The organism is Gordonia sp. QH-12, from assembly GCF_001578675.1.
In the GTDB taxonomy this organism is placed as follows: domain Bacteria; phylum Actinomycetota; class Actinomycetes; order Mycobacteriales; family Mycobacteriaceae; genus Gordonia; species Gordonia sihwensis.
On the sequence record NZ_KQ969293.1, the window covers coordinates 59,111 to 81,525 of the forward strand.

Annotated in this window: 20 protein-coding genes; 12 read left to right on the forward strand and 8 right to left on the reverse strand. The window is 67.9% G+C overall.

All coding sequences use genetic code 11. The features are described from left to right. Positions 1 to 12 precede the first annotated feature (12 nt). From Y710_RS11960 to tatB, 3 genes are read left to right on the forward strand one after another with little or no spacing between them, the layout of a single operon-like run. Entirely contained in the window at positions 13 to 390 is a 378-nt protein-coding gene (locus Y710_RS11960) for a zf-HC2 domain-containing protein (protein WP_006896452.1), read from the forward strand. Between the two features lie 48 nt (positions 391 to 438). Continuing rightward, a complete protein-coding gene (locus tag Y710_RS11965; RefSeq protein ID WP_062367572.1) occupies positions 439 to 1,851 on the forward strand; it encodes a S1C family serine protease in 1,413 nt (470 codons plus the stop codon). A 41-nt stretch (positions 1,852 to 1,892) separates the two neighbouring features. Continuing rightward, positions 1,893 to 2,321 (forward strand): Sec-independent protein translocase protein TatB, encoded by a 429-nt coding sequence (gene tatB / locus Y710_RS11970; RefSeq protein ID WP_062367549.1) that lies wholly within the window; start codon positions 1,893 to 1,895, stop codon positions 2,319 to 2,321. Between the two features lie 24 nt (positions 2,322 to 2,345). Here the strand turns inward: tatB and Y710_RS11975 are convergent, their stop codons facing one another. The 4 genes from Y710_RS11975 to Y710_RS11990 form a co-directional block, all read right to left on the reverse strand. After that, positions 2,346 to 3,488, reverse strand: a complete 1,143-nt coding sequence (locus Y710_RS11975) for an Mrp/NBP35 family ATP-binding protein (RefSeq protein WP_006896449.1) — start codon at positions 3,486 to 3,488, stop codon at positions 2,346 to 2,348. A 42-nt stretch (positions 3,489 to 3,530) separates the two neighbouring features. Next, positions 3,531 to 4,670, reverse strand: coding sequence for a lytic transglycosylase domain-containing protein (locus Y710_RS11980; RefSeq protein WP_062367550.1), 1,140 nt, complete (start codon positions 4,668 to 4,670; stop codon positions 3,531 to 3,533). Between the two features lie 118 nt (positions 4,671 to 4,788). Further along, the gene (locus tag Y710_RS11985; protein WP_006896447.1) at positions 4,789 to 5,298 is read right to left on the reverse strand and encodes a DUF1003 domain-containing protein; all 510 of its coding nucleotides are present in this window, start codon (positions 5,296 to 5,298) and stop codon (positions 4,789 to 4,791) included. Beyond that, positions 5,295 to 6,575 (reverse strand): magnesium transporter MgtE N-terminal domain-containing protein, encoded by a 1,281-nt coding sequence (locus Y710_RS11990; RefSeq protein ID WP_006896446.1) that lies wholly within the window; start codon positions 6,573 to 6,575, stop codon positions 5,295 to 5,297. Before Y710_RS11990 ends, Y710_RS11985 begins: the two co-directional genes overlap by 4 nt. Positions 6,576 to 6,612: 37 nt before the next feature. Between Y710_RS11990 and Y710_RS11995 the strand changes: the two genes are divergently transcribed. The 6 genes from Y710_RS11995 to Y710_RS12020 all read left to right on the forward strand — a co-directional run bounded on the left by Y710_RS11995 (position 6,613) and on the right by Y710_RS12020 (position 12,541). Continuing rightward, the gene (locus tag Y710_RS11995) at positions 6,613 to 7,089 is read left to right on the forward strand and encodes a YflT domain-containing protein (RefSeq protein ID WP_039867440.1); all 477 of its coding nucleotides are present in this window, start codon (positions 6,613 to 6,615) and stop codon (positions 7,087 to 7,089) included. A gap of 137 nt (positions 7,090 to 7,226) precedes the next feature. Next, a complete protein-coding gene (locus tag Y710_RS12000; protein WP_051999639.1) occupies positions 7,227 to 8,684 on the forward strand; it encodes an extracellular solute-binding protein in 1,458 nt (485 codons plus the stop codon). Next, a complete protein-coding gene (locus Y710_RS12005) occupies positions 8,681 to 9,892 on the forward strand; it encodes a carbohydrate ABC transporter permease (protein ID WP_082781302.1) in 1,212 nt (403 codons plus the stop codon). Before Y710_RS12000 ends, Y710_RS12005 begins: the two co-directional genes overlap by 4 nt. A 6-nt stretch (positions 9,893 to 9,898) precedes the next feature. Next, the gene (locus Y710_RS12010; protein WP_062367551.1) at positions 9,899 to 10,729 is read left to right on the forward strand and encodes a carbohydrate ABC transporter permease; all 831 of its coding nucleotides are present in this window, start codon (positions 9,899 to 9,901) and stop codon (positions 10,727 to 10,729) included. Between the two features lie 3 nt (positions 10,730 to 10,732). Next, entirely contained in the window at positions 10,733 to 11,902 is a 1,170-nt protein-coding gene (gene ugpC / locus Y710_RS12015) for an ABC transporter ATP-binding protein (protein ID WP_006896441.1), read from the forward strand. 63 nt (positions 11,903 to 11,965) lie between these two features. Further along, entirely contained in the window at positions 11,966 to 12,541 is a 576-nt protein-coding gene (locus tag Y710_RS12020; RefSeq protein WP_039867438.1) for a suppressor of fused domain protein, read from the forward strand. Positions 12,542 to 12,547: 6 nt separating this feature from the next. On the opposite strand, the gene Y710_RS12025 is transcribed toward Y710_RS12020, so the two are convergent. Beyond that, positions 12,548 to 13,636, reverse strand: a complete 1,089-nt coding sequence (locus tag Y710_RS12025) for a magnesium and cobalt transport protein CorA (RefSeq protein WP_231875731.1) — start codon at positions 13,634 to 13,636, stop codon at positions 12,548 to 12,550. A 64-nt stretch (positions 13,637 to 13,700) separates the two neighbouring features. Between Y710_RS12025 and Y710_RS12030 the strand changes: the two genes are divergently transcribed. Both Y710_RS12030 and Y710_RS12035 read left to right on the forward strand, forming a co-directional pair. Next, a complete protein-coding gene (locus tag Y710_RS12030; RefSeq protein ID WP_062367552.1) occupies positions 13,701 to 14,318 on the forward strand; it encodes a MarC family protein in 618 nt (205 codons plus the stop codon). 22 nt (positions 14,319 to 14,340) lie between these two features. Further along, on the forward strand, positions 14,341 to 15,219 hold the full coding sequence (locus tag Y710_RS12035) for a glycine betaine ABC transporter substrate-binding protein (RefSeq protein WP_062367553.1): 879 nt from the start codon (positions 14,341 to 14,343) through the stop codon (positions 15,217 to 15,219). A 78-nt stretch (positions 15,220 to 15,297) separates the two neighbouring features. Here the strand turns inward: Y710_RS12035 and Y710_RS12040 are convergent, their stop codons facing one another. Beyond that, positions 15,298 to 16,128 (reverse strand): SDR family NAD(P)-dependent oxidoreductase, encoded by an 831-nt coding sequence (locus tag Y710_RS12040; RefSeq protein WP_045538384.1) that lies wholly within the window; start codon positions 16,126 to 16,128, stop codon positions 15,298 to 15,300. Positions 16,129 to 16,183: 55 nt separating this feature from the next. Beyond that, on the reverse strand, positions 16,184 to 17,737 hold the full coding sequence (locus Y710_RS12045) for a flavin-containing monooxygenase (RefSeq protein ID WP_062367554.1): 1,554 nt from the start codon (positions 17,735 to 17,737) through the stop codon (positions 16,184 to 16,186). Positions 17,738 to 17,815: 78 nt separating this feature from the next. Here Y710_RS12045 and Y710_RS12050 point away from each other — a divergent pair, with 78 nt between their 5' ends. Next, positions 17,816 to 18,418, forward strand: coding sequence for a TetR/AcrR family transcriptional regulator (locus tag Y710_RS12050; protein ID WP_006896434.1), 603 nt, complete (start codon positions 17,816 to 17,818; stop codon positions 18,416 to 18,418). 96 nt (positions 18,419 to 18,514) lie between these two features. Here Y710_RS12050 and Y710_RS12055 read toward each other — a convergent pair whose 3' ends face one another. Next, positions 18,515 to 22,213: a multifunctional oxoglutarate decarboxylase/oxoglutarate dehydrogenase thiamine pyrophosphate-binding subunit/dihydrolipoyllysine-residue succinyltransferase subunit gene (locus tag Y710_RS12055; RefSeq protein WP_006896433.1), complete on the reverse strand. Its 3,699-nt coding sequence runs from the start codon at positions 22,211 to 22,213 to the stop codon at positions 18,515 to 18,517. Positions 22,214 to 22,415 lie beyond the last annotated feature (202 nt).

Genomic DNA, 22,415 nt, shown 5'->3' on the forward strand with positions numbered 1-22,415 from the left:
CTGAGGAGAGGGGTGACGCCGGTGGGTCTGGGCCAGACAGGACGTTCACGCGGGAGTCGGTGGTCGCCGTTTCCGACGTCGATCGCACCGAACCCCGAATACCGGCGCCCGACCGGATTCGCGTCCACCGAGCATCTGAATCCCGAGGCGGTCGTCGCCTACGTCGACGACGAACTCACCCGTCAGGCGTCGGCGCGCGCCGACGCTCACCTGGCGCTCTGCCCCGACTGCTCGCGCGAGGTCGCCGCACAGGCGCGTGCGCGGTCGATGCTGCAGACCTGCCAGACCGACCTCAGCGTGCCCGACTCGCTCCGCGCGCAGCTCAGCCAGATCCCGACTCAGGAGATCGACTTCCGCAGGGATCGGCGCACCAACCGCTGGGGCCGCTGACTCGTGACCGACAGCTCTGCTTCGTCCGACGACCGGCCGACCGATCCGGTGCTGCCCGCGAACGAACCGGCGTCCGACCTCGCCGCCACCTTCGGCAGGCCGGAGGGTGTCGACGGCTCGTTCGCTCCCGAGGCATCACCGGCGGAGCGCCCGCAGCCCACGATCGCACCGCCCGATCCGGTCCTCGCGGAGGCCTTCGGCCGGCCGGAGGGCGAGACCCAGACGCTGCAGCGCGACCCGTACGCCCAGCCCGCCACGGACGACGTGCCGGAACCGGATCCGTGGCGTGATCCCGACAGCGCCGCGCACCTGTCCGCACCGGCTGTCGGCGTCGACCCGGAGTCGTCGCCGAGGGAGAAGGGGCCGCTACTGGGGATACGCGAGCTGCTGTTCGGCGGCCGGGTGCACTGGTGGGCTCTGGCGACTCTCGGACTGCTCGCACTCCTCGTCGGACTCTTCGGCGGGCTCGTCGGACGATGGACCGCAGAGGTCGTCACGCCGCTGCACGCCGACACCGTTCACCTCGAGGGCGACAGCCCCGACTCCGCGACCGGCGGCACCGATGTGGAGCGGGTCGCCAAGGCCGTTCAGCGATCGGTGGTCACCATCGAGGTCCGCACCGCGGTCGACGGCGGCTCGGGTTCGGGATTCATCGTCGACAAGGCCGGGTACATCGTCACGAACAACCACGTGATCTCCAAGGCCGCCAACGACTCCAAAGCCAAGCTCGAAGTCGTCTTCTCCGATCGTCAGCGCGTGCCCGCGCGGCTCGTCGGACGCGACGTGAAGACCGATCTGGCCGTCATCAAAGTGGACGACGTCGCCAATCTGACGGTCTCCAAGCTCGGCGACTCCGCCGACCTTCAGATCGGTCAGGAGGTGATCGCCTTCGGTTCGCCGCTCGGGCTGGACAAGACGGTCACCAGCGGCATCATCAGCGCACTCGATCGGCCGGTGCCGCTGAGGCCGGACGCCGACTCCGATACCGACGCTGTGATCAACGCCATCCAGACCGATGCGGCCATCAACCCGGGCAACTCGGGCGGGCCCCTGCTCAACGACGACGGCCAGGTGATCGGCGTCAACACGGCCGGCGCGATGACCGGCGGCGGGTCCATCGGTCTCGGCTTCGCGATTCCGATCAACGAGGTCATCCCGATCGCGAACACCCTGATCGCGGACGGAAAGGTGAAGCACCCGTCGGTCGGCATCACCGCCGCCACCGTTCGAAACGACCGCATCTTCGGTGCGCAGATCAAGGACGTCGCCGGGGGCAGTCCGGCGGCCCAGGCCGGTCTGCGCGAGGGCGACGTGATCACCAAGTTCAACGGGCGCCCGATCGAGAGCGCGGACGAGTTGACCGTCGCGGTGCGGACGTCGAAAATCGGTGAGCAGGTGAAGTTCACGTATTGGCGCGACGGTCGATACTTCGACGGCGAGCTCACCCCGGTCAGCGATTAGCGCCGGAAGCGTCGGACCAGTCCAGAGAGCGGCGAGGAATCATGTTCAGCAGTGTCGGTTGGGGTGAACTCCTCATTCTGTTGGCCGCAGCGCTCATCATCCTCGGCCCCGAACGTCTGCCGGGCGCGGTCAGCTGGGCGATGGGCGCGGTACGCAAGGTGCGCGACTATGCGACGGGGGCGAGTTCGCAGCTGCGTGACGAACTCGGGCCCGATTTCGATCAGCTCCGTGAGCCGCTCACTCAGCTCAACGAACTCCGCCAGATGAGCCCGAAGAGCATCGTCACCAAGCACATCTTCGACGGTGACTCGTCGACGATCGACGATCTGGGCAAGTCGGTGCGTGAGACCCTCGACGTGAGTCGGCCGCTGGCGAAGCCGGACGGGGAGCGGCAGGTGTCGCGCGAATCGCCGCAGCCGCCCGCACCTCCTGCCCGCAAGTACGACGTGACCGACTGGGACGCGACCTAGCCGGACCGGTCGGGTCCCGGCGGGTCAGTGCCGGGTGGTGTCGATTCCGAGGCTCATGCCGGCGAGCCCGCGCCGGCGGACGGCCAGCTTGTCGGCGATGGCGCGCAGCGCCGAGCCGGAGGCGGATTCGGGTGCCGAGAGCACCACAGGAGTGCCCACGTCGCCGCCTTCGCGGAGTTCCTGTTCCAGCGGGACCTGCCCGAGCAGTTCTACGGGAGATCCCACGGCACGGGTGAGCCGCTGCGCCACCAACTGGCCGCCGCCCGAGCCGAAGGGCTCTATCCGCGTGCCGTCCGGGAGCTGCATCCAGGACATGTTCTCGACCACGCCGAGGATCTTCTGCCGAGTCTGCAGGGCGATCGCGCCCGCGCGTTCGGCGACCTCTGCGGCGGCCTGCTGCGGGGTGGTCACCACCAGGATCTCCGCACCCGGAATGAGCTGGGCGATCGAGATCGCGACGTCGCCCGTGCCCGGCGGCAGATCCAGGAGCAGCACGTCCAGATCGCCCCAGTAGACGTCGGCGAGGAACTGCTGCAGCGCCCGGTGGAGCATGGGGCCGCGCCACGTGACCGGCGTGTTGCCGTCGGTGAACTGGCCGATCGAGATGAACTTCACGCCGTGACTCTGCGGCGGCATGATCATCGACTCCACCTGGGTGGGCTTCGCGTCGCTGCCGAGCATGCGCGGAACACTGTGACCGTAGATGTCGGCGTCCAGGACGCCGACGGACAGACCGCGGTCGGCGAGTGCGGTCGCCAGGTTCACGGTGACACTCGACTTGCCCACACCGCCCTTGCCGGAGGCGATCGCGTACACCCTGGTGAGATTGCCCGGCTTGGCGAACGGGATCTCCGGCTCGGCACGGTCGCCGCGCAGCTTCTTGCGGAGTTCGGTGCGCTGTTCGTCGTCCATCACGTCCAGTTCGACGCGCACGGCGCCCACACCGGGCACATCGGCGACGGCCGTCTCGACGTTGTCGGAGATCTTGGTGCGCATCGGGCAGCCCGCCGTGGTCAGGTACACCCCGACGTCGACACTGCCGTCGGCGGCGACCGCGACGGACTTGACCATGCCGAGGTCGGTGATCGGCTTGCCGATCTCCGGGTCCATCACTTTGCTCAGTGCGGAACGGACGGCGGACTCAGTGGGTGTGGCGGGGGTGGTCACACCTCAACCATATCGCTGCCGAGACGGACTCGGCTTCTCGCCTCAGCGGTCGGCGGTCTTCGCCGGGCCGGCGGGAGCCGGCGCCGGCTTCTTGGGCGAGGGCTTGGGGGCGGGCGCCGGGGCCGGACCGATGCCGGGCGGCAGGCAGATGATGCCGAGGCAGGCGTGCGGAGGCTTGCTCGGTGACGGCTTACTCGGCGGCGTGGACGATTTCGGGGTGGACGGCCGGGTGGACTCGCCGGGCTTCTTGTCGCGGTCCCCGTTCTTCTTGTCGCGGTCCTTGTCCTTCTTGTCTTTGTCCTTGTCGTCCGGAGTCGCCGACATCTCCGGGATGGGCGTGGTCGGCATCACGCCGGTCGAGTACGCGGCCGCCCATGCGAGCACGTTGTTCACGTAGGCCATCGAGTGGTTGTAGCGCAGGACCGCGTTCACCTTGTTCTGGCCGGCCATGATGTCGGTGAAACCGGCGCACAGGTAGCGTCCGGCCGAATAGGTGGCGTCGAAGATGTTGTCCGGGTCGGCCTTGCCGTCGCCGTTGGCGTCGGCGCCCCAGGCCGCCCACGTGCTCGGGATGAACTGCATCGGACCCATCGCGCGGTCGTGCCCGCCGTCGCCGTCGAGCCTGCCGCCGTCGGAGTCGTGGATGACGGCGTTTCCGGCGAGCGAGCCGTCGAGTACCGGGCCGCGGATCTTGGTCAGGGTGTTGCCGTACGCGTCGACGTTCCCGTTGCCCGCGTGGCCGGATTCGATGCGTCCGATGCCGGCGAGAAGGAACCAGGGCAGCTTGCACTGCGGCGACTCGGCGGCCACCCGGGTGGCGGCGAGCTTGTACGCCTTGAGGACCATCCCGGGAATGCCGAGGGGACCTGCGGGAAGGTCGGCGGCGAGCCGGAACTGCGGGTCGCCGCCGCCGGCGGCCGTGGGGTCGGCCGGGGGAGCGAATCCGACGAGTTGGCTGCTGCCGGAGGGCACGGTCTCCGCGACCGCGCGGGCGGCCACCGCGCTCTGGGCACCCGCGAGATCGATCGAGGGTCCCGATTGGACCGAGGACACCGGATCGGCCGCGACACTCGACACCGTTCCGCCGAGCACCAGCGCGCCGAGTGCGGCGGCGGTGGTCCCGACCGCCAGGCCGCGGCGCGGCACGTGAATCCGGTTCGGGCGGCTGCGCCAGAAAGTCATCCCATTGGTCCTCATCGACTCTCACTGCATTCGGCGTGTCGTTCACGTCGAATCAGGGGGAGTCTGCGATCATCCCCCCGACGACTGTGAGCCAGCATACATGCAGCGTTTCCTCCGGTCATGTCGGATCCGGTTCTTCACCCTTGCCCGCGCGTGCCGAAATCCGTTCCACCAGTTCGTCGACCAGATCGTCGAGTTCGCGGCGCAGATAGTCGCGGGTGACGGTATCGCCGACCGCGAGCCGCACGGCGGCGAGTTCACGGGCCAGGAACTCGGTGTCGTCCTTGGTCTGGGCGGCGCGGGCGCGGTCCTCCTCGAGCGAGACACGGTCCCGGTTCTCCTGGCGGTTCTGTGCCAGCAGGATCAGCGGCGCGGCGTACGCGGCCTGAGTGGAGAAGGCCAGATTGAGGAGGATGAACGGGTACGGATCCCATTCGAAGGCGAACAGGCCCACGTTGAGAAGCACCCAGATCACCACGATCACGGTCTGGATCAGCAGGTACCGGCCGGTGCCGAGGAAGCGGGCGATCCGCTCGGAGTACACGCCCACCACGTCGGAGTCGAGATTGACGTTGAACCGGCTGCGACGAGGGCTCGGAGTGTCGAGATGGCGTCCGGAAGGACTCATGGAGCGGTCCCTTCGGGGTCGGTCTCGCGCCAGTCGCGCGGGAGCAGGGCATCGAGGAGGTCGTCGACGACGACGGCGCCGAGGAGGTGATCGGCTTCGTCGATCACCGGTGCGCAGACCAGATTGTAGGTGGCGAAGAACCGGGTCATCTTCTCCAGCGAGTCGTCGGGGAGCAGTCGCGGCATCTCCTTGTCGAGGATGCCGCCCACCAGATTGGCCGGCGGCTCTCGGAGCAGTGCCTGCGTGTGCACCGCGCCGAGGAACTTCCCGGTGGGGGTGTTGGTCGGCGGGCGGACGACGAAGACCATGCTCGCGGCCGCCGAGTTCACGTCCGGGTCGCGCACCCGGGCCAGCGCCTCGGACACCGTCGCGTTCGCGGTGACGATCAGGGGTTCCGGCGTCATGACGCCGCCGGCGGTGTCGGGGGAGTGCAGCAGCAGCCGCCGGACGGATTCGGAGTCCTCCGGGTCCATCCGGGACAGGAACGCCTCGGCCTCGGCCTGGGGCAGTTCACCCATCAGGTCGGCGACGTCGTCGGGGTCCATCGCTTCGAGGACGTCGGCGGCGCGGTCGGGCTCCATGCTGCCGAGGATCGCGGTCTGATCGTCGGTGGGCATCTCCTGCAGCACGTCCGCGAGACGCTCGTTGTCGAGCGCCGCGGCGATCTCGTCGCGCCGTTTCACCGGCAGTTCGCGAAGCGCGTTGGCGACGTCGGGCGCGCGCATGTCCTCGAACTGCGCCAGGGCCATCTCCACGCCCTGTCCCGGGCGAGAGAGTTCGAGACGGTTCATGCCGCGGACGTGGCGCCACTGCACGACGATCGTCTCGCCGCGCCTGCGCAGGCCCTTGCGGGTGGTGCGCAGCGCCACGCGGCTGACCATCCAGTCGCGGCTGCGGTTCTGCTCGATCGCCAGATCCACCACCGTCAGGTCCACATCGTGCAGTTCGGGGTAGTCCGGATCGTCGGTGCGGACCCGGGTGTCGAGGATCTGACCCACCGCCAACGCCTCGTTCGGGCGCACCCGCAAGCGTCGCAGATTCACATGTCCGGTGGTCAGGGTGACGGCGTCGGGCTCGATGCTCGTCACACGCAGCATCGGCACGAAAATGCGTCTGCGCGTGGTGAGTTCGACGGCGAGCCCGAGCGCGCGCGGCTGTTTGCCCGGCATGTGCATGGAGATCACGACGTCCCGGACCCGACCGATTGATTCACCATCAGGGCCGAGAACGGCGAGGCCGACTAGTCTGGCGACGAAGACCTTGAGGGCGGGCGTCATACGTCAAGCCTAAAGTGAGCCGAGCTCAGGAGCCGAAGTGACGAACCCAATGCGACCGATGCCGGGATTGCCGACGCCGCCGAAGGGCTGGCCGGTAGGGTCCTACGACACCTACGCGCAGGCCCAGCGCGCGGTGGACTACTTGTCCGACAACGAATTCCAGGTCGACAATCTGACGATCGTCGGCGTCGACCTGATGCAGGTCGAGAAAGTCCTCGGACGACTCACCTGGGGCAAGGTGATCGCGGGAGGCATCGGGTCCGGCGCCTGGCTGGGCCTGTTCTTCGGCGCACTCGTCTCACTGGTGGTCGGGACGTCGTGGACGCCGATCCTCTTCGGCGTGCTCGCCGGCATGGTGTTCGGGCTGATCAGCGCCGCCATCCCGTACGCGGCCACCCGCGGCCAGCGTGACTTCACCTCCACCATGCAACTGGTCGCCGGACGGTACGACGTGCTGTGCGATCCGCGCACCGCGGAACAGGCGCGCGACATGCTCGCCAAACTGGCTCTCTGACCGCTCCTCCGCCGTCTCGGGCGCGCCGATGTGCCATCGTGTGCGCTATGTCACCTGTCGTGGGATAACCTAAGGCCCGCATCAGCTTTCACAGCTGATTCTTAGACGAGGCCGACAGGCAGGAGGCTGGCAGCGAGATGAGCAAGGGTAGATCCGCGCCGAGGGGACGATCTCTGGCCAGGCGGCTGTCGGCAGTGGCGGTGGCGGCGGCGGTCGCCGCGCCGATGCTGGCCGGTTGCTCCACGGGCTACGAGCAGGGTGTTCTGAACATCTATGCGCCGGCCGACGGCTTCGATTACATCAAGCAGTTCGCGCAGACCTGTACCGAGGAGTCGGGCGGGCGCTACAAGCTGCAGGCCAACGTCCTGCCCAAGAGCGCCGACGATCAGCGACTGCAGTTGGCCAGGCGGCTGGCCGGAAACGACCACACCCTGGATCTGATGGGCATGGACGTCGTGTGGACCGCGGAGTTCGCGAACGCCGGCTGGCTCGTGCCGGTCCCGGACGACACCGCGGCCGAGATCGAGAAGACCAATCTCGGCGGCCCGGTGGCCACAGCGATGTGGCAGCGGCCCGACGACGCGGCCAAACGCATGTACGCGATGCCGATCTGGACCAACACCCAGTTGCTCTGGTACCGGCCCGACCTGATGAAGGACACGCTCGGCAGCCGGCGGGCGCCGGCGACCTGGGATGAGATGCTCAGCGATACGCAGGCCATCAAGAAGGCCGGCGGACCGAGCTGGATCATGGTCCAGGCCAAGCAGTACGAGGGCCTGATGGTCTGGTTCAACTCGCTGCTCGCCAGCGCCGGTGGTTCGGTGCTCGATCCGAACGACGCGTCCAAGGTGACCCTCAGCGACACCCCGGAGCACCGGGCGGCGACGCTGAAGGCGCTCGAGGTGATGAAGGCGGTGGCCACGGCGCCGGGGCACGACCCGTCGATCACCCAGTCCGACGAGGGCACCGCCCGGCTCGGGATGGAGACGGGCAAGGCGGCGTTCGAGATCAACTGGCCGTTCGTGTGGGCTTCGGCGCGCACCAACGGTGCGACCGGCGACGTCGCCTTCCTCCAGGACGTTCTCTCGCCGTACAAGACTCTGCTCACCGACGAGGACAATCCGCCGACAGACGCGCAGCTCGCTCCGATCAACGCCAAGATGCGTAAGCACTTCGACTTCGCGCTCTACCCGGGTGTCTTCCCCGGCAAGACCGCGAAGTCGACGCCCGGCGGGCTGAACGTGGCCGTCGCATCCACTTCCCGGCAGCCGGAGCTCGCCTTCGAGGCGGCGAAGTGCATGACCAGCGAGAAGGCGCAGAAGGTGTACGCGATATCGGGTGGAACGCCGCCGACCATCGCGTCGATCTACGACGATAAGGACTTCAAGCTCGCGTATCCGATGGGCGACGTGATCCGCACCCAGCTCGAATCCGAGCACTCGGCGCCGCGGCCGGCGTCGCCGCAATACCAGGCGATCTCGACGCTCGTGACCGCCACCCTCGCGCCGGTGGGCGCCTGGGATCCCGCACAGATGGTCGACAAGCTCACCGAGCAGGTCCAGAAGGCCATCGACGGCGAGGGGATCATCCCGTGAGCGACGACAAGCACGACGACCAGCGGTCGCCGGAACCCCGTGACGGGGACGGCGTCTCGGGGGACGGGCACGGTCAGCACTCCCGCGACGGCGCCGAGCCGGTGCACTCCGACGTATGGGTGCCGCCGGAGGCCGCCGCACCCCGACCCGATGAACCCGCCCCGCCACCGCCGCCCCCACCGATGCCGCAGGCCGTGCCCGAGACCGCGATGGCCGCGGCTGCCGCCGGAGCGACTCCCGCCGGGCCTGGAATGAACGGAGGTTCGATGTCTGAGATCCTCGACACCGGTCCCACTCCGGCGCAGCCGGCGCCCCTGGCGCCGAAGGCGACTGGACGCAAGTCGTCGGAGCGACGTCTGGCGTACTGGCTCATCGCACCCGCGGCGATCGTCATGGCGCTGGTGACCGGTTACCCGATCGTCTACGCCTTCTGGCTCTCGCTCAACAAGGCGACGCTGACCGCGCCGGACGAGCAGAAGTTCATCGGCCTGTCGAACTACGGCACCGTCCTCTCGGACGGCTACTGGTGGTCGGCGCTGGGCGTGACCGTGTTCATCACCCTGGTGTCGGTGCTGATCGAACTGGTGCTGGGCATGGCGATCGCCCTCGTCATGCACCGGACCCTGTTCGGCCGGGGCGTGGTCCGCACCGTGGTCCTCATCCCGTACGGCATCGTGACGGTCGCCGCGGCGTTCTCCTGGTACTACGCGTGGACGCCGGGCACCGGCTACCTGGCCAACCTGCTCCCGGACGGCTCCGCGCCGCTCACCCAGCAGTGGCCGTCGCTGTTCATCATCATCCTGGCCGAGGTGTGGAAGACGACGCCGTTCATGGCGCTGTTGCTGCTCGCCGGGCTGGCGTTGGTGCCGGACGACCTCCTCAAGGCCGCCCAACTCGACGGCGCGGGCGCGTGGACCCGGCTCTTCCGCATCATCCTGCCGCTGATGAAGCCGGCGATCCTCGTCGCGCTGCTCTTCCGCACGCTGGACGCGTTCCGCATCTTCGACAACATCTACGTCCTGACGGCCGGCTCCAACGGCACAGGGTCGGTGTCGATGCTCGGCTACGACAACCTCTTCAAGGCCTTCAATCTCGGTGTCGGCTCGGCGATCAGCATCCTGATCTTCCTGTGCGTCGCCATCATCGCTTTCGTGTTCATCAAGGGGTTCGGCACCGCCGCCCCCGGCTCCGACGACGAGGGGAGGTGACCACCGATGGATGCGAGCATTCGCCGTAAAGTCGGCTGGAGCGTCGCCAATGTTCTGGTGGTCCTCTACGCGATCATCCCGCTGTGGTGGATCATCAGCCTGTCGTTCAAGCCGACCGGCAGTGTGACCGACGGCAGCTTCATCCCGAAGCAGTGGACCTTCGACAACTACAAGGGAATCTTCGACACCAGCCTGTTCACGTCGGCGCTGATCAACTCGATCGGCATCGGCCTGATCACCACGGTGATCGCCGTGCTGCTGGGAACCATGGCCGCCTACGCGGTCGCGCGGCTCGAGTTCCGCGGGAAGAAGCTGCTCATCGGAGCGGCCCTGCTGATCGCGATGTTCCCGCAGATCTCACTGGTGACGCCGCTGTTCAACATCGAACGCCGGCTCGGCCTGTTCGACACGTGGCTCGGTCTGATCCTGCCCTACGTGGCCTTCGCGCTGCCGCTGGCGATCTACACCCTCTCGGCGTTCTTCCGGGAGATCCCATGGGACCTGGAGAAGGCCGCGCAGATGGACGGAGCCACGCCGGCTCAGGCGTTCCGCCGCGTGATCGTCCCGCTGGCGGCGCCGGGCGTGGTGACCGCCGCGATCCTGGTCTTCATCTTCGCGTGGAACGACCTGCTTCTGGCGTTGTCGCTGACCTCCACCGAGAACGCGGAGACGGCGCCCGTCGCGATCTCTCAGTTCACGGGCAGCAGTCAGTTCGAGGAGCCCACCGGGGCCATCGCCGCAGCGGCCGTCGTCATCACCATTCCGATCATCATCTTCGTGCTCTTCTTCCAACGTCGTATCGTCGCCGGCCTCACCTCCGGCGCGGTGAAGGGATAACCCATGGCCGACATCGTTCTGGAGAACGTCTCCAAGCAGTACCCGGACGGCTCGATCGCCGTGCACGGGGTGAACCTGAACATCGCCGAAGGCGAGTTCGTCATCCTGGTGGGACCGTCGGGCTGCGGCAAGTCGACGACGCTGAACATGATCGCCGGTCTCGAGGACATCACGTCCGGTGAGCTGCGTATCGGCGGCAAGCGGATGAACGAGGTGGCCCCGAAGGACCGGGACATCGCGATGGTCTTCCAGAGCTACGCGCTGTACCCGCACATGTCGGTGCGGCAGAACATCGCCTTCCCGCTCAGCCTCGCGAAGATGGACAAGGCCGAGATCGCCCGCCGCGTCGACGAGGCCGCCGCGATGCTCGACCTCACCGAGTACCTCGACCGCAAGCCCGCCAACCTGTCGGGCGGTCAGCGTCAGCGCGTCGCGATGGGTCGGGCCATCGTCCGCACGCCCAATGCGTTCCTGATGGACGAGCCGCTGTCGAACCTCGACGCGAAGCTGCGTGTCCAGATGCGTACCGAGATCGCCTCGCTGCAGGCCCGGTTGGGGACGACGACCGTGTACGTGACCCACGACCAGACCGAGGCCATGACGCTCGGCGACCGCGTCGTGGTGATGCGCGCGGGCTACGTCCAGCAGGTCGGCGCGCCGCAGGAGCTCTACGACCGCCCGGCCAACCTGTTCGTGGCCGGATTCATCGGCTCGCCGGCCATGAACTTCCTCCCGGGCAGGCTGACCGCGACCGGCGCGGACACCGCCATCGGCCACATCGAGTTCCCCGACTACAACGAGATCGCCGGCCGTGCGCGCCAGGCCGACAGCAACGGCGAGGTGCTGCTGGGCATCCGGCCGGAGCACCTGGTGGACGCGGCGCTGACGCACGAGGCCGAGTTGGCCGGCTTCCTCAGCTTTCCGATCACGGTCGACCTCGTGGAGTCGATGGGGTCGGACAAGTACGTGTACTTCGGCTGGCAGGCGCCCGACTCGGCGACGCAGGTGCTCTCGAAGCTGGCAGAGGACCTCGGTTCCACCACCGCGGGCGGGCAGAAGGTGGCCCGGCTGTCGCCCTACACCCAGGCCCGCAGGGGCGAGACGCTCACCCTGGCGCTGAACCCGGCACGGATGCACGTCTTCGACACCGCGAGCGGCGTCAGCCTGCGCTGAGGCCGTGCGCCGGGCACGGCCCCGCACCGATCCGACTCACCCCACCGGTGTTTAACTGGTGGGGTGAGTTCTGTCAGCGATCGGGTGATCGCCCACGTGTCCGCCGCCGTCGGCAGCGAGCCGCAGCGGGCGTCGGTCACCTTTCTCGGCGTCGAACCGATCGACGTGCTGCGGTTCGCCGACGGCGACCGAGTGGTCTACGTGACGGTGGGGTGCGCACGCCACCCGATGCACGATCCGGCCGACTTCGCTCCCGACCCGGTCCGCGGACCGCGAGCCGAGGTGACGGTGACCCTGCGCGCGAGCATGCCGCTGCAAGGACTGCACAAGTCGCTGGCCATGCTCGCCGCGGCGCCCGCCGTCGAAGGGCTGATCCTGGCGGAGGACTCGCTGATCGACCTGCAGGAGCCGCTGTGGGCCGGGGCGATCTGCTCGGCCTTCCTCCTCACCGGCGACGACCGGTTCGCCGATCTGCCGCTCGACGACCCCGCCGATCCGGTGCGTTTCCTGCGTGCGGTGCCGATCACCGCGAACGAAGCGGCATGGGTGCGGCTCAAGGGCGCCGATGAGCTGCGCGCGGCGTGGGCTGAGGCCGGCACGGATGTGACCGACCCCGGCCGGGCCGCGGTGTCGCCGTAGCGTCGCTCACAGCCAGTGGGAGCGGTGAAAGATCCGCCACAGGGTGAAGCACACCGCGAACAGAGTGAGCAGCAGCAGCGGGTAGCTGTACCGGTAGTGGAGTTCGGGCATGAAGTCGAAGTTCATCCCGTAGATCCCCGCCGCCGCGGTGGGGACCGCGGCGATGGCGGCCCACGCCGAGATCTTCCGCATGTCGGTGTTCATCTGGGTGCTGACCTTGGTCGCGGCGGCGTTCAGCAGTGCCGTCAGGCGCTCGTCGTACTCGACGACCAGGTCGTTCGCCGTGGTCAGATGGTCTGCGACGTCGCGGAAGTGCCGTTGGATCTCGGTGTCGTGCGGGGTGAGCGCCGCCGATTCGAGTGTGCCGGAGCTGCCCGACAGCAGTGAGAGCGGCACCGCCAGCGGCTGGACCGCGCGGCGCAGCTCCAGCACCTCGCGTTTGAACAGGTAGACCACGTCGATGTCGAGATCCCGTGACGACGCCGCGAAGACGCGCTCTTCGAGCCCGTCGACGTCCGCCTCCATCTCGCGCACGACCCTCAGATAGGAGTCGACCACCCGGTCGGCGATCGCGTGGACGACAGTCGCGGGGCCGAGCCGCAGATGCTCGGGTGTCTGCTCGAGGCGCGCGCGTACGCCCGCGAGATGTGTGTGTTCCCCGTGGCGGACGGTGATGACGAAGTCCCGTCCGGCGAGCACCATGATCTCGCCGGTCTCGACGATGTCGTTGGCGACCTCGTCGTCGTCGTGGTCGATGTACTTGACGGTCCGCAGAACGAGGAACAGAGTGTCGTCGTAGGTCTCGAGCTTGGGACGCTGGTGGGCGTGGACGGCGTCCTCGACCATCAGCGGATGCAGCCCGAAGGTCTCGGCGACGTCGTTCATCTGCCGCTCGTCCGGTGCGTGCAGACCGAGCCACACGAAGCCGCTTCCGGTGGTCCGCACGAATGCGAGAGCCGAGCGGATGTCGGGCGGGGTGGGCTGCCGGATGCCGTCGACGTAGACGCCGCAGTCGACGATCGCGCGAGCCACGGGGACCGGGGGCGTTGCGACCTCGGGGTTCTTACCCGGCCCGCGGTTACCCGGCTGCAGCATTCTCGGCATGGACGGCACACGTCGACCTTAGCGAGCCGCCGGGCCGCCCGCTTACACTCAGTCCGTGCCATTCGACGTCTCCGTGTACACGACGACCGCGATCACCCTGCTCGTCATCATGGACCCGCCCGGGCAGGTTCCGGTGTTCCTGTCCCTGGTCGGCCGGCGCTCAGCCGAGTACCGGCGTAAGGCCGCCTGGCAGGCACCGCTGGTGTCGCTGCTCGTCATCAGCCTGTTCGCGGTCGGCGGCCGCGCCATCCTGGCCTATCTGCACATCGGCATACCGGCGCTGCAGGGCGCGGGTGGACTGCTGCTGTTGTTGGTCGCGCTGCAACTGCTCATGGGACTCGGCGGTTCGACCGCCGCACAGGTGTCCGACGACGTCAACGTGGCGCTGGTACCGCTCGGCACACCGATGCTCGCCGGCCCCGGAGCCATCGCCGCGGTGATCGTCGCCGTCAGCCAGGTACACGGAGAAGTGCCCGGGTACACGGCGATCGCCGCGGCCATTCTCACCGTCCATGCCGTGGTGGCGCTGGCGCTGTTCTTCTCGACCGGCATCATCAGGGTGCTGCGGGTCAGCGGCATCACGCTGCTCGCCAAGATCGCCGGTCTGCTTCTGGCGGCCATCGCGGTCCAGTTGATCGCGACGTCGGTGATCGGTTTCGCGGCCACGGCGTGAGCGTCGATTAGTCTGGTCGGCGATGTCTACTCGACGATTCTCCCGCCGCGCCGCCGCTCTCGCGGCCGCGATCGGCGCGGCTGCGACCCTGATCACGGCGTGCGGATCCGATGTACCGGCACCTCTGCGCGTCGGTACCGACGGCACCCCCGAGATGCAGGTGGCAGCGCAGATCTACGCGGGAGCGCTCGCGCGCACCGGCGTCCGAGTCGACGTCGGCGGCCGGGCGTCGGCCGACAGACGGCTCCTCGACGAGGCGGCGCAGGGCGATGTGGACCTGTTCCCGGCGTTCACCGGCGATCTGCTGACCGCGTTGATGCCCGGGCCCGACGCCGTGTCGAGTGAAGACGTGGAGGAGGCGGTGAACCGCGCTCTGCCGCAGGGCGTGACGATCGGCGATCCGGCAGCGGTGAACGACCGCAGGCAGTTGATCCTCGCCCAGACCGTCTCCGACGCCGATCACCTCACCGACCTGGCGCAATGCGGGGCGGTGCCGCCCGGACTGCCGTTGGTGAGCACCGGCGAGGTGACCGCGGAGGAGAAGCAGGCGTTCAGCGTCTGCCGGTTCGGTGCGATCACGGAGCGCCTGACGTCGCAGCAGGTGGTCGACCGCGTCCGCGGCGGGCAGGCGCTCGGAACGCTGACCGGGCTGGAGGCGGCGACGGCGCTGGCCGGCCGCGACGATGTGACGGCCCTGCGGTCGGCCGAATCCGGGCCGATGGCGCAGGATCTCGTGCCCGTATTCCGCGCATCCCTGATCGGCAAGCCGCAGATGAAGGCGCTCAGCCGTGTCGCCGGTGAGTTGACCACCGCGGATCTGGCCGAGCTCGCCGCGCGCGTGGAGCGGGGCGCCGACCCCGCGGCCGTCGCGAACGAATGGATCGGCACGCACGGCGTCTGATCCGCCGGGCTCGTACACCGAGACGGGGCCGCCGCGACGATCGTCTCGTCGCGGCGGCCCCGTCCGTGGTCCGGGAGGCTACTTGGTGCGCTTGAGCGCCCAACCGGTGACGCGGGCGCCGATGCCCTGGTAGCCGGAGGCCACCAGACGGACGCACAGATCGAGAACCTTCGCGTCCGCGCCGACGAGGACGCGTGCGCGGTCGCGCTCGACCGCCTTGATGATGATGTCGGCGGCCTTCTCCGAGCTGGTGTTCGCCAGGTACTTGTCGAACAGCTCGGCGGTCTTCGCCTGGTCGTGATCGCCCGACGTGGTCGCATTGCGGGCGATCGCCGTCTTGATTCCGCCCGGATGCACGCAGGTCACCTTGACCGGGTGCTTCGCGATGATCATCTCCTGATTCAGCGCCTCGGTGAAGCCGCGGACGGCGAACTTGGCGGAGTTGTACGCGGCCTGACCCGGTTCGGCCAGCAGGCCGAACAGCGACGAGGTGTTGACGACGTGGCCGTCGCCCGACGCGATCAGGTACGGCAGGAACGCCTTGGTGCCGTTGACGACGCCCCAGTAGTCGATGTCCATGACACGCTCGATGTCCTTGAACTCCATGGTCTCGACCTCACCGTGGTGCGCGATGCCGGCGTTGTTGAAGATCGCGTTGACGGTGCCGAAGTGGCCGGCCACGGTGTCGGCGTACGCGAGGACGGCCTCTCGCTCGGCGACGTTGAGCAACTGGCTGTGCACCTGCGCACCGGTCGCTGCGACCAGCCGCTCGGTCTCCGCGAGACCGTCCGGGTTCACATCGGAGATGGCGATCTTGGCACCGCGCTTGGCGAGCTTGACCGCCAGGTCGCGGCCCATCCCGGAGCCGGCGCCGGTGATGACGATGACCTTGTTGTTGAAATCCTTCATAGTTCTCTCCTGAAGTCGGGAAGTTGCGGTGTCGGGAAGTCGGGTGTCGGTCGGGTCAGGCGTCGGTGCCGACGGGTTCGGCCGGGGCCTCGTCCGCGGTCTGCACGGGCTCTGCGACGACGGCGGGACGGTCCGCGGTGCGCACGTCGTACGCGTCGAGGTCGAACGAACGCGTCTGATTGCGGAAGTTGAAGGTGAACCCCGGCCACAGGACGGTGATATCGCCGTTGTGATCCTTGTACCACGAGGCGCACCCGCCGTTCACCCAGACACTGGACCGCAGCGTGCGCTGGATCCCCGCGTTGAAACGGTCCTGCGCGTCCTTGCGCACGTCCACTCTGGTGATGCCGTGGGCGCGTGTCTTGCGCACGTAGTCCACCAGGTAGTTCAGCTGTGACTCGATCATGTACACCATCGACGTGTGGCCCAGGCCGGTCGACGGTCCGATCAGCAGCATCAGGTTCGGGAAACCGTGGACGAACGAGCCCTTGTAGGCCTGCATGCCCTCGCGCTCCCAGACCTGTGCCAGGCTCTCGCCGTTCGCTCCGACGATGGTGTCGAAGACAGGGGAGTCGGTGACGTGGAATCCGGTCGCGACGACGATCACGTCGACGTCGCGGGCGGTGCCGTCCGCGGTGACGATGCCGGTCTCGGTGATGCGGTCGATGCCGTCGGTCACCAGTTCCACGTTGTCCTGGTCGAGGGTCGGGTACCACTCATTGGACTTCAGGATGCGCTTGCAGCCCACCGCGAACCGCGGGGTCACCGCCTTGCGGAGCTCGGGATCGCGGATACCGCGGAAGATGTTGGCTCGGCTGAGCGCCTCGACGGGCTTGAGCGCCTTCGGGGCGTAGGTCATCCCGGCCGCGACCACCTCGTTGAACGAGTAGATGCCGCCGCGGATGGCCGCCTGCAGACCGGGGACGTTCTTGAACGCCCAGTTCTCCACGCTCAGGTACGGGCGCTCGTTGCGCGGGATGATCCACGGCGCGGTGCGCTGGTACACGTCCATGTGTCCGACCACCTTGCCCAGCTGCGGCACGATCTGGATCGCCGAGGCGCCGGTGCCGATGACGGCCACGCGCTTGCCGGTGAAGTCGTAGTCGGTGTCCCAGCGGGCCGAGTGCACGATCTTGCCCCGGTAGTCGCCGAAGCCCTCGATATCGGGGAGGTTCGGCTCGCACAGCGGTCCGACGCCGCCGATGAGGGTGCGCGCGGTGAGGGTGTGGCTCTCGCCGTCCCGCTCGTAGTCCAGCTTCCAGCGTCCGGCGGTCTCGTCCCACTCCGCACGGCGCACATCGGAGCCGAACAGAGCGTGCTCGCCGATGCGGTGCTCGTCGGCGACGGCGTTGATGTAGCGGTGGATCTCGGGCTGATGAGAGTACGACCGGGACCATTCCGGGTTGAGCGCGAACGAGTAGGAGTACAGGTGCGACGGGACGTCGCACGCGGCACCCGGGTACACGTTGTCGCGCCAGGTGCCGCCGAAGTCCTGGCCGCGGTCGAGCAGGACGTAATCGTCCACACCCTCCTGGCTGAGCTTGATGGCTGCACCGAGTCCGGAGAACCCGGCTCCGATGATCGCGATCTCTACATCATGCGTTGTCATGGTGCCTACGATAAGCGCGTGTTGACCGCGAGTCAATAGGCAATTGAATTCAGGTCAATAAGCGCTTACGGTTGGTGCATGACCACCGCCAGAACCCGTTTGAGCCCTGCTGCACGCCGTCGTCAGCTCATCGATCTGGGCGTGCAGATGGCACGCGACCGTCCCCTGGAGTCGGTCACGATGGAAGCGGTCGCCGAAGCGGCGGGAGTGTCGAAGGCACTGATCTTCCACTACTTCGAGTCCAAGGCCGATTTCCATCTGAGCGTCATCACCGAGCAGGCGGAGGAGATGCTCGCCCGCACGGAGCCGCAGGCCGAGCTCGGCGATCCGATCGCGATGCTCCAGGCCTCGATGACCGCCTACGTCGACTACGTCGCCGACAACGGGCGCGGGTTCGTGGGCGTCATCCGCGGCGCGGCGAGTGCGGACGACGCGATCAGAGCGGTCGCCGACCGGACGCGCGCGGCGATGACCGAGCGGATTCTGACGCACGCGCCCGCCATCGGGATCGAACGGAGCCCGGCGATCGAACTGTCGGTGGCGGGCTGGATCGCCTTCGTGGAGGAGACGCTCGTCCGCTGGCTCGACGACCCGGTGATCACCCGGGAACAGCTCGTGCAGATCTTCGTCGCCGCTCTGCCCACCCTCGCCGGGCTGGTCGGGAACGTGACTCAGACATGAGCCGGCGCCGGCGACGCCGGCCGCGGACACACGAGAGGGGCCGCCTCGCCGAAGCGGGGCGGCCCCTCTCGTGTGTCGTGTCAGAGTCGCATCAGATCAGCGGAAGGCCTGATCGATGATCTCCTGCTGCTCCACCGCGTGGACCTTGCTGGAGCCCGACGACGGCGCGGACATCGGCCGGCGCGAGATCCGGCGGAGGCCGCCGAGCAACTCGGGGAGCATCTCCGGCAGCCAGAGACCGAGGAACGGCCACGGACCCTGGTTCGCCGGCTCCTCCTGAACCCAGACGAAGTCCTTCGCGTTCGGGTACTGCTCCAGCGTGCGCGCGAGCCTGCGGTAGGGCACCGGGTACAGCTGCTCGACGCGGATGATCGCGACGTCGTCGCGACCGTCCTTCGCCTGCCGTGCGGCCAGCTCGTAGTAGAGCTTGCCGCTGACCAGCTGCACACGCTGCACCTTGTCGCGGTCGCCGCCCTGCTTGGCGAAACGCGGATCGTCGATCACGGAGAGGAACTTGCCCTCGGTGAAATCCTCCACCGGCGAGACGGCCGCCTTGTTGCGCAGCATCGACTTCGGGGTGAAGACCACCAGCGGCCGGCTGATGCCATCGTGCACGTGGCGCCGCAGCAGGTGGAAGTAACTCGCCGGAGTCGAGGGCAGCGCGACGGTCATCGAACCCTCGGCGCACAACTGCAGGAAGCGCTCGATGCGGCCCGAGGTGTGGTCGGGACCCTGGCCCTCGTGGCCGTGCGGCAGCAGCAGCACGACGTCGCTGCGCTGACCCCACTTGGCCTCGCCGGAGCTGATGAACTCGTCGATGATCGACTGCGCACCGTTGACGAAGTCGCCGAACTGCGCCTCCCACAGGACGAGTGCGTCGGGGTCGGCGAGGGCGTAGCCGTACTCGAAGCCGAGCACGCCGTACTCGCTCAGCGGCGAGTCGTACACCAGGAAGCGGCCGGTCGCGTCGGGCAGGTGGTTCAGCGGTGTGTACTCCGAGCCGTTCTCGCGGTCGATCAGCACCGAGTGGCGCTGAGTGAACGTTCCGCGGCGGGAGTCCTGACCGGACAGCCGCACCGTGCGGCCTTCCTGAACCAGGGTGCCGAAGGCGAGGATCTCGGCGAACGACCAGTCGATGTCGCCCTTGACCGGCATCTCGTGGCGCCGCTTGATGACCGGCTTGACGCGCGGATGGGCGTTGAATCCCTCGGGCAGATTGCCGAAGGCGTCGCCGATCTCCGCGAGCTTCTCCTGCGGCACCGCGGTCACCAGCTTGGTGAGCAGCGTCTGCTCGCCCTCCACCGACGGCGACGCCTCGGGTGTGAACCGTTCGAGTTCCTTGACTTCGACGAAGACGCGCTCGAGTTGTCCCTGGTAATCGCGCAGTGCGTCCTCGGCCTCCTTGGTGGAGATGTCACCACGGCCGATCAGCGCTTCGGTGTAGCTCTTGCGGACGCTGCGGATGTTGTTGATGACGTCGTACATCGCCGGCTGGGTCATCGACGGATCGTCGCCCTCGTTGTGGCCCAGGCGGCGGTAGCAGACGAGGTCGATCACGACGTCGCGGTGGAACGCCTCGCGGTAGTCGACGGCGAGCTTGGCGGCCCAGACGCAGGCCTCCGGATCGTCGCCGTTCACGTGGAAGACCGGTGCGCCGATCATCTTCGCGATGTCGGTGCAGTACTGCGTGGAGCGCGAGTGCTCGGGTGCGGTGGTGAAACCGACCTGGTTGTTCACCACGATGTGGACGGTGCCGCCGGTGCGGTAGCCGTTCAGCATCGACATGTTCAGCACCTCGGCGACGATGCCCTGACCGGCGAAGGCGGCGTCACCGTGCAGCATCAGCGGCAGCACGTCGAACTCGCGGTCCTCCGACATGCCGTCCTGCTTGGCGCGGACGATGCCCTCGAGGACCGGGTCGACGGCCTCCAGATGGCTGGGGTTGGCGGTGAGCGAGACGGTGATCTCGTTGTCGCCGAACATCTGGTAGTACTTGCCCTCGGCGCCGAGGTGGTACTTCACGTCGCCGGAGCCGTGCGCGTCAGCGGGGCCGAGATTGCCCTCGAACTCGGTGAAGATCTTCGAGTACGGCTTGCCGACGATGTTGGCCAGGACGTTCAGCCGGCCGCGGTGCGGCATGCCGATGACGACCTCTTCGAGCTGGTGTTCGGCGCTCTGATCGAGAACCGCGTCCATCATCGGGATGACGGCTTCGGCGCCCTCGAGCGAGAAGCGCTTCTGGCCGACGTACTTGGTCGCGAGGAAGGTCTCGAACGCCTCGGCGGCGTTCAGCTTGCTCAGGATGTACTTCTGCTCGGCGACCGACGGCTTGGCGTGCTTGATCTCCACCCGCTCCTGGAGCCAGCGCTGCTGCTCCGGGTCGAGGATGTGCGTGTACTCGACGCCGACGTGGCGGCAGTAGGCGTCGCGCAGGATCGACAGCACGTCGCGCAGCTTCATGTTCCGCTGTCCGTGGAAGCCGCCGACGTTGAAGGTGCGGTCCAGATCCCAGAGAGTCAGGCCGTAGGTCAGTACGTCGAGGTCCGGATGCGAGGCCTTGGCGGCCGCGTTCATCATCAGCGGGTCGGTGTCGGCCATCAGATGACCGCGGCTGCGGTACGCGGCGATGAGCTCGAGGACGCGCGTGTTCTTGTCGACGAGTCCGGCGGGGACGTCGCGACGCCAGCGGACGGGCTCGTACGGGATCTGCAGCGAGGTGAACAGCTCGTCCCAGAAGGAGTCGTCGAGCAGCAGCGTGTGGACCTTGCGGAGGAAGTCGCCCGATTCGGCGCCCTGAATGATCCGGTGGTCGTAGGTGGACGTCAGCGTCATCAGCTTGCCGACACCCATCTCGGCGATCTGCTCATCGCTCGCGCCCTGGAACTCGGCCGGGTACTCCATGGCTCCGGCGCCGATGATGGCGCCCTGGCCCTGCATCAGCCGCGGCACCGAGTGGACGGTGCCGATGGTGCCGGGGTTGGTCAGCGAGATGGTGACGCCGGCGAAGTCCTCGGCGCCGAGCTTGCCGTCGCGGGCCCGGCGGACGATGTCCTCGTACGCCGCGACGAACTCGGAGAAGTTCTTGGTCTCGCAGCCCTTGATCGCGGCGACGACCAGCGTGCGGTTCCCGTTCTTTCCCGGCAGGTCGATCGCGAGGCCGAGATTGGTATGGGCGGGCGTGACGACGTTCGGCTTACCGTCCACGACGGCGAAGTGGCGGTTCATGTTCGGGAACGCCTTGATCGCCTGGACGATCGCATAGCCAAGGATGTGCGTGAAGCTCACCTTGCCGCCGCGGGTGCGGGCGAGGTGGTTGTTGATCACGACGCGGTTGTCGATCATCAGCTTCGCGGGAACCGCGCGGACGCTGGTCGCGGTCGGGACCTCGAGCGAGGCCGACATGTTGCGCACGATGGTCGCGGCGGGGCCGCGGAGCACCTTATTCGTGTCTGTCCCGGCATCGGCGGCAGGCTTGGCGGCGGACGCCGCCAGGCTGGTACCGGATGCGGCCTTGGTCGCGGCCGACTCACGTGCCGGTGCGGGGGCGCGGGTGGGCGCCGGTGCGGCCTTGGTCGGTTCGGTGTCGAGCGTGACCGCCTGCTTCGGAGCCACCCGGGTCGCCTGGGCCGCACCGTTCGAGGACGGGGCGGTCGCCGTCGAACCCGGGCGATAGTTCTTGAGAAGCTCGTGCCAGCTCGGATCGACTGATTCGGGGTTGGTCTGGAATCGCTGGTACATCTCCTCGACCAGCCATTCGTTTTGTCCGAAGTCGGATTCGGAAATCGAACTGCTCACAGCGCTGTCTCGCCTCAATTCACCCAGGTGTTCTTCGATCGCGTGGCGGGTGAACCGCTGGTCTCGTGAACCGCGGCCGACCTGCCATCAATCGATGGTACGCGGACCGCTCGCGGCTCGGGCGCTGTGTGCCGCACAGAGGGTGACACGCCGCGGTAAGTGGTCAATCTCACGTGCTGACCACCGTGTGACAGCGGGGATC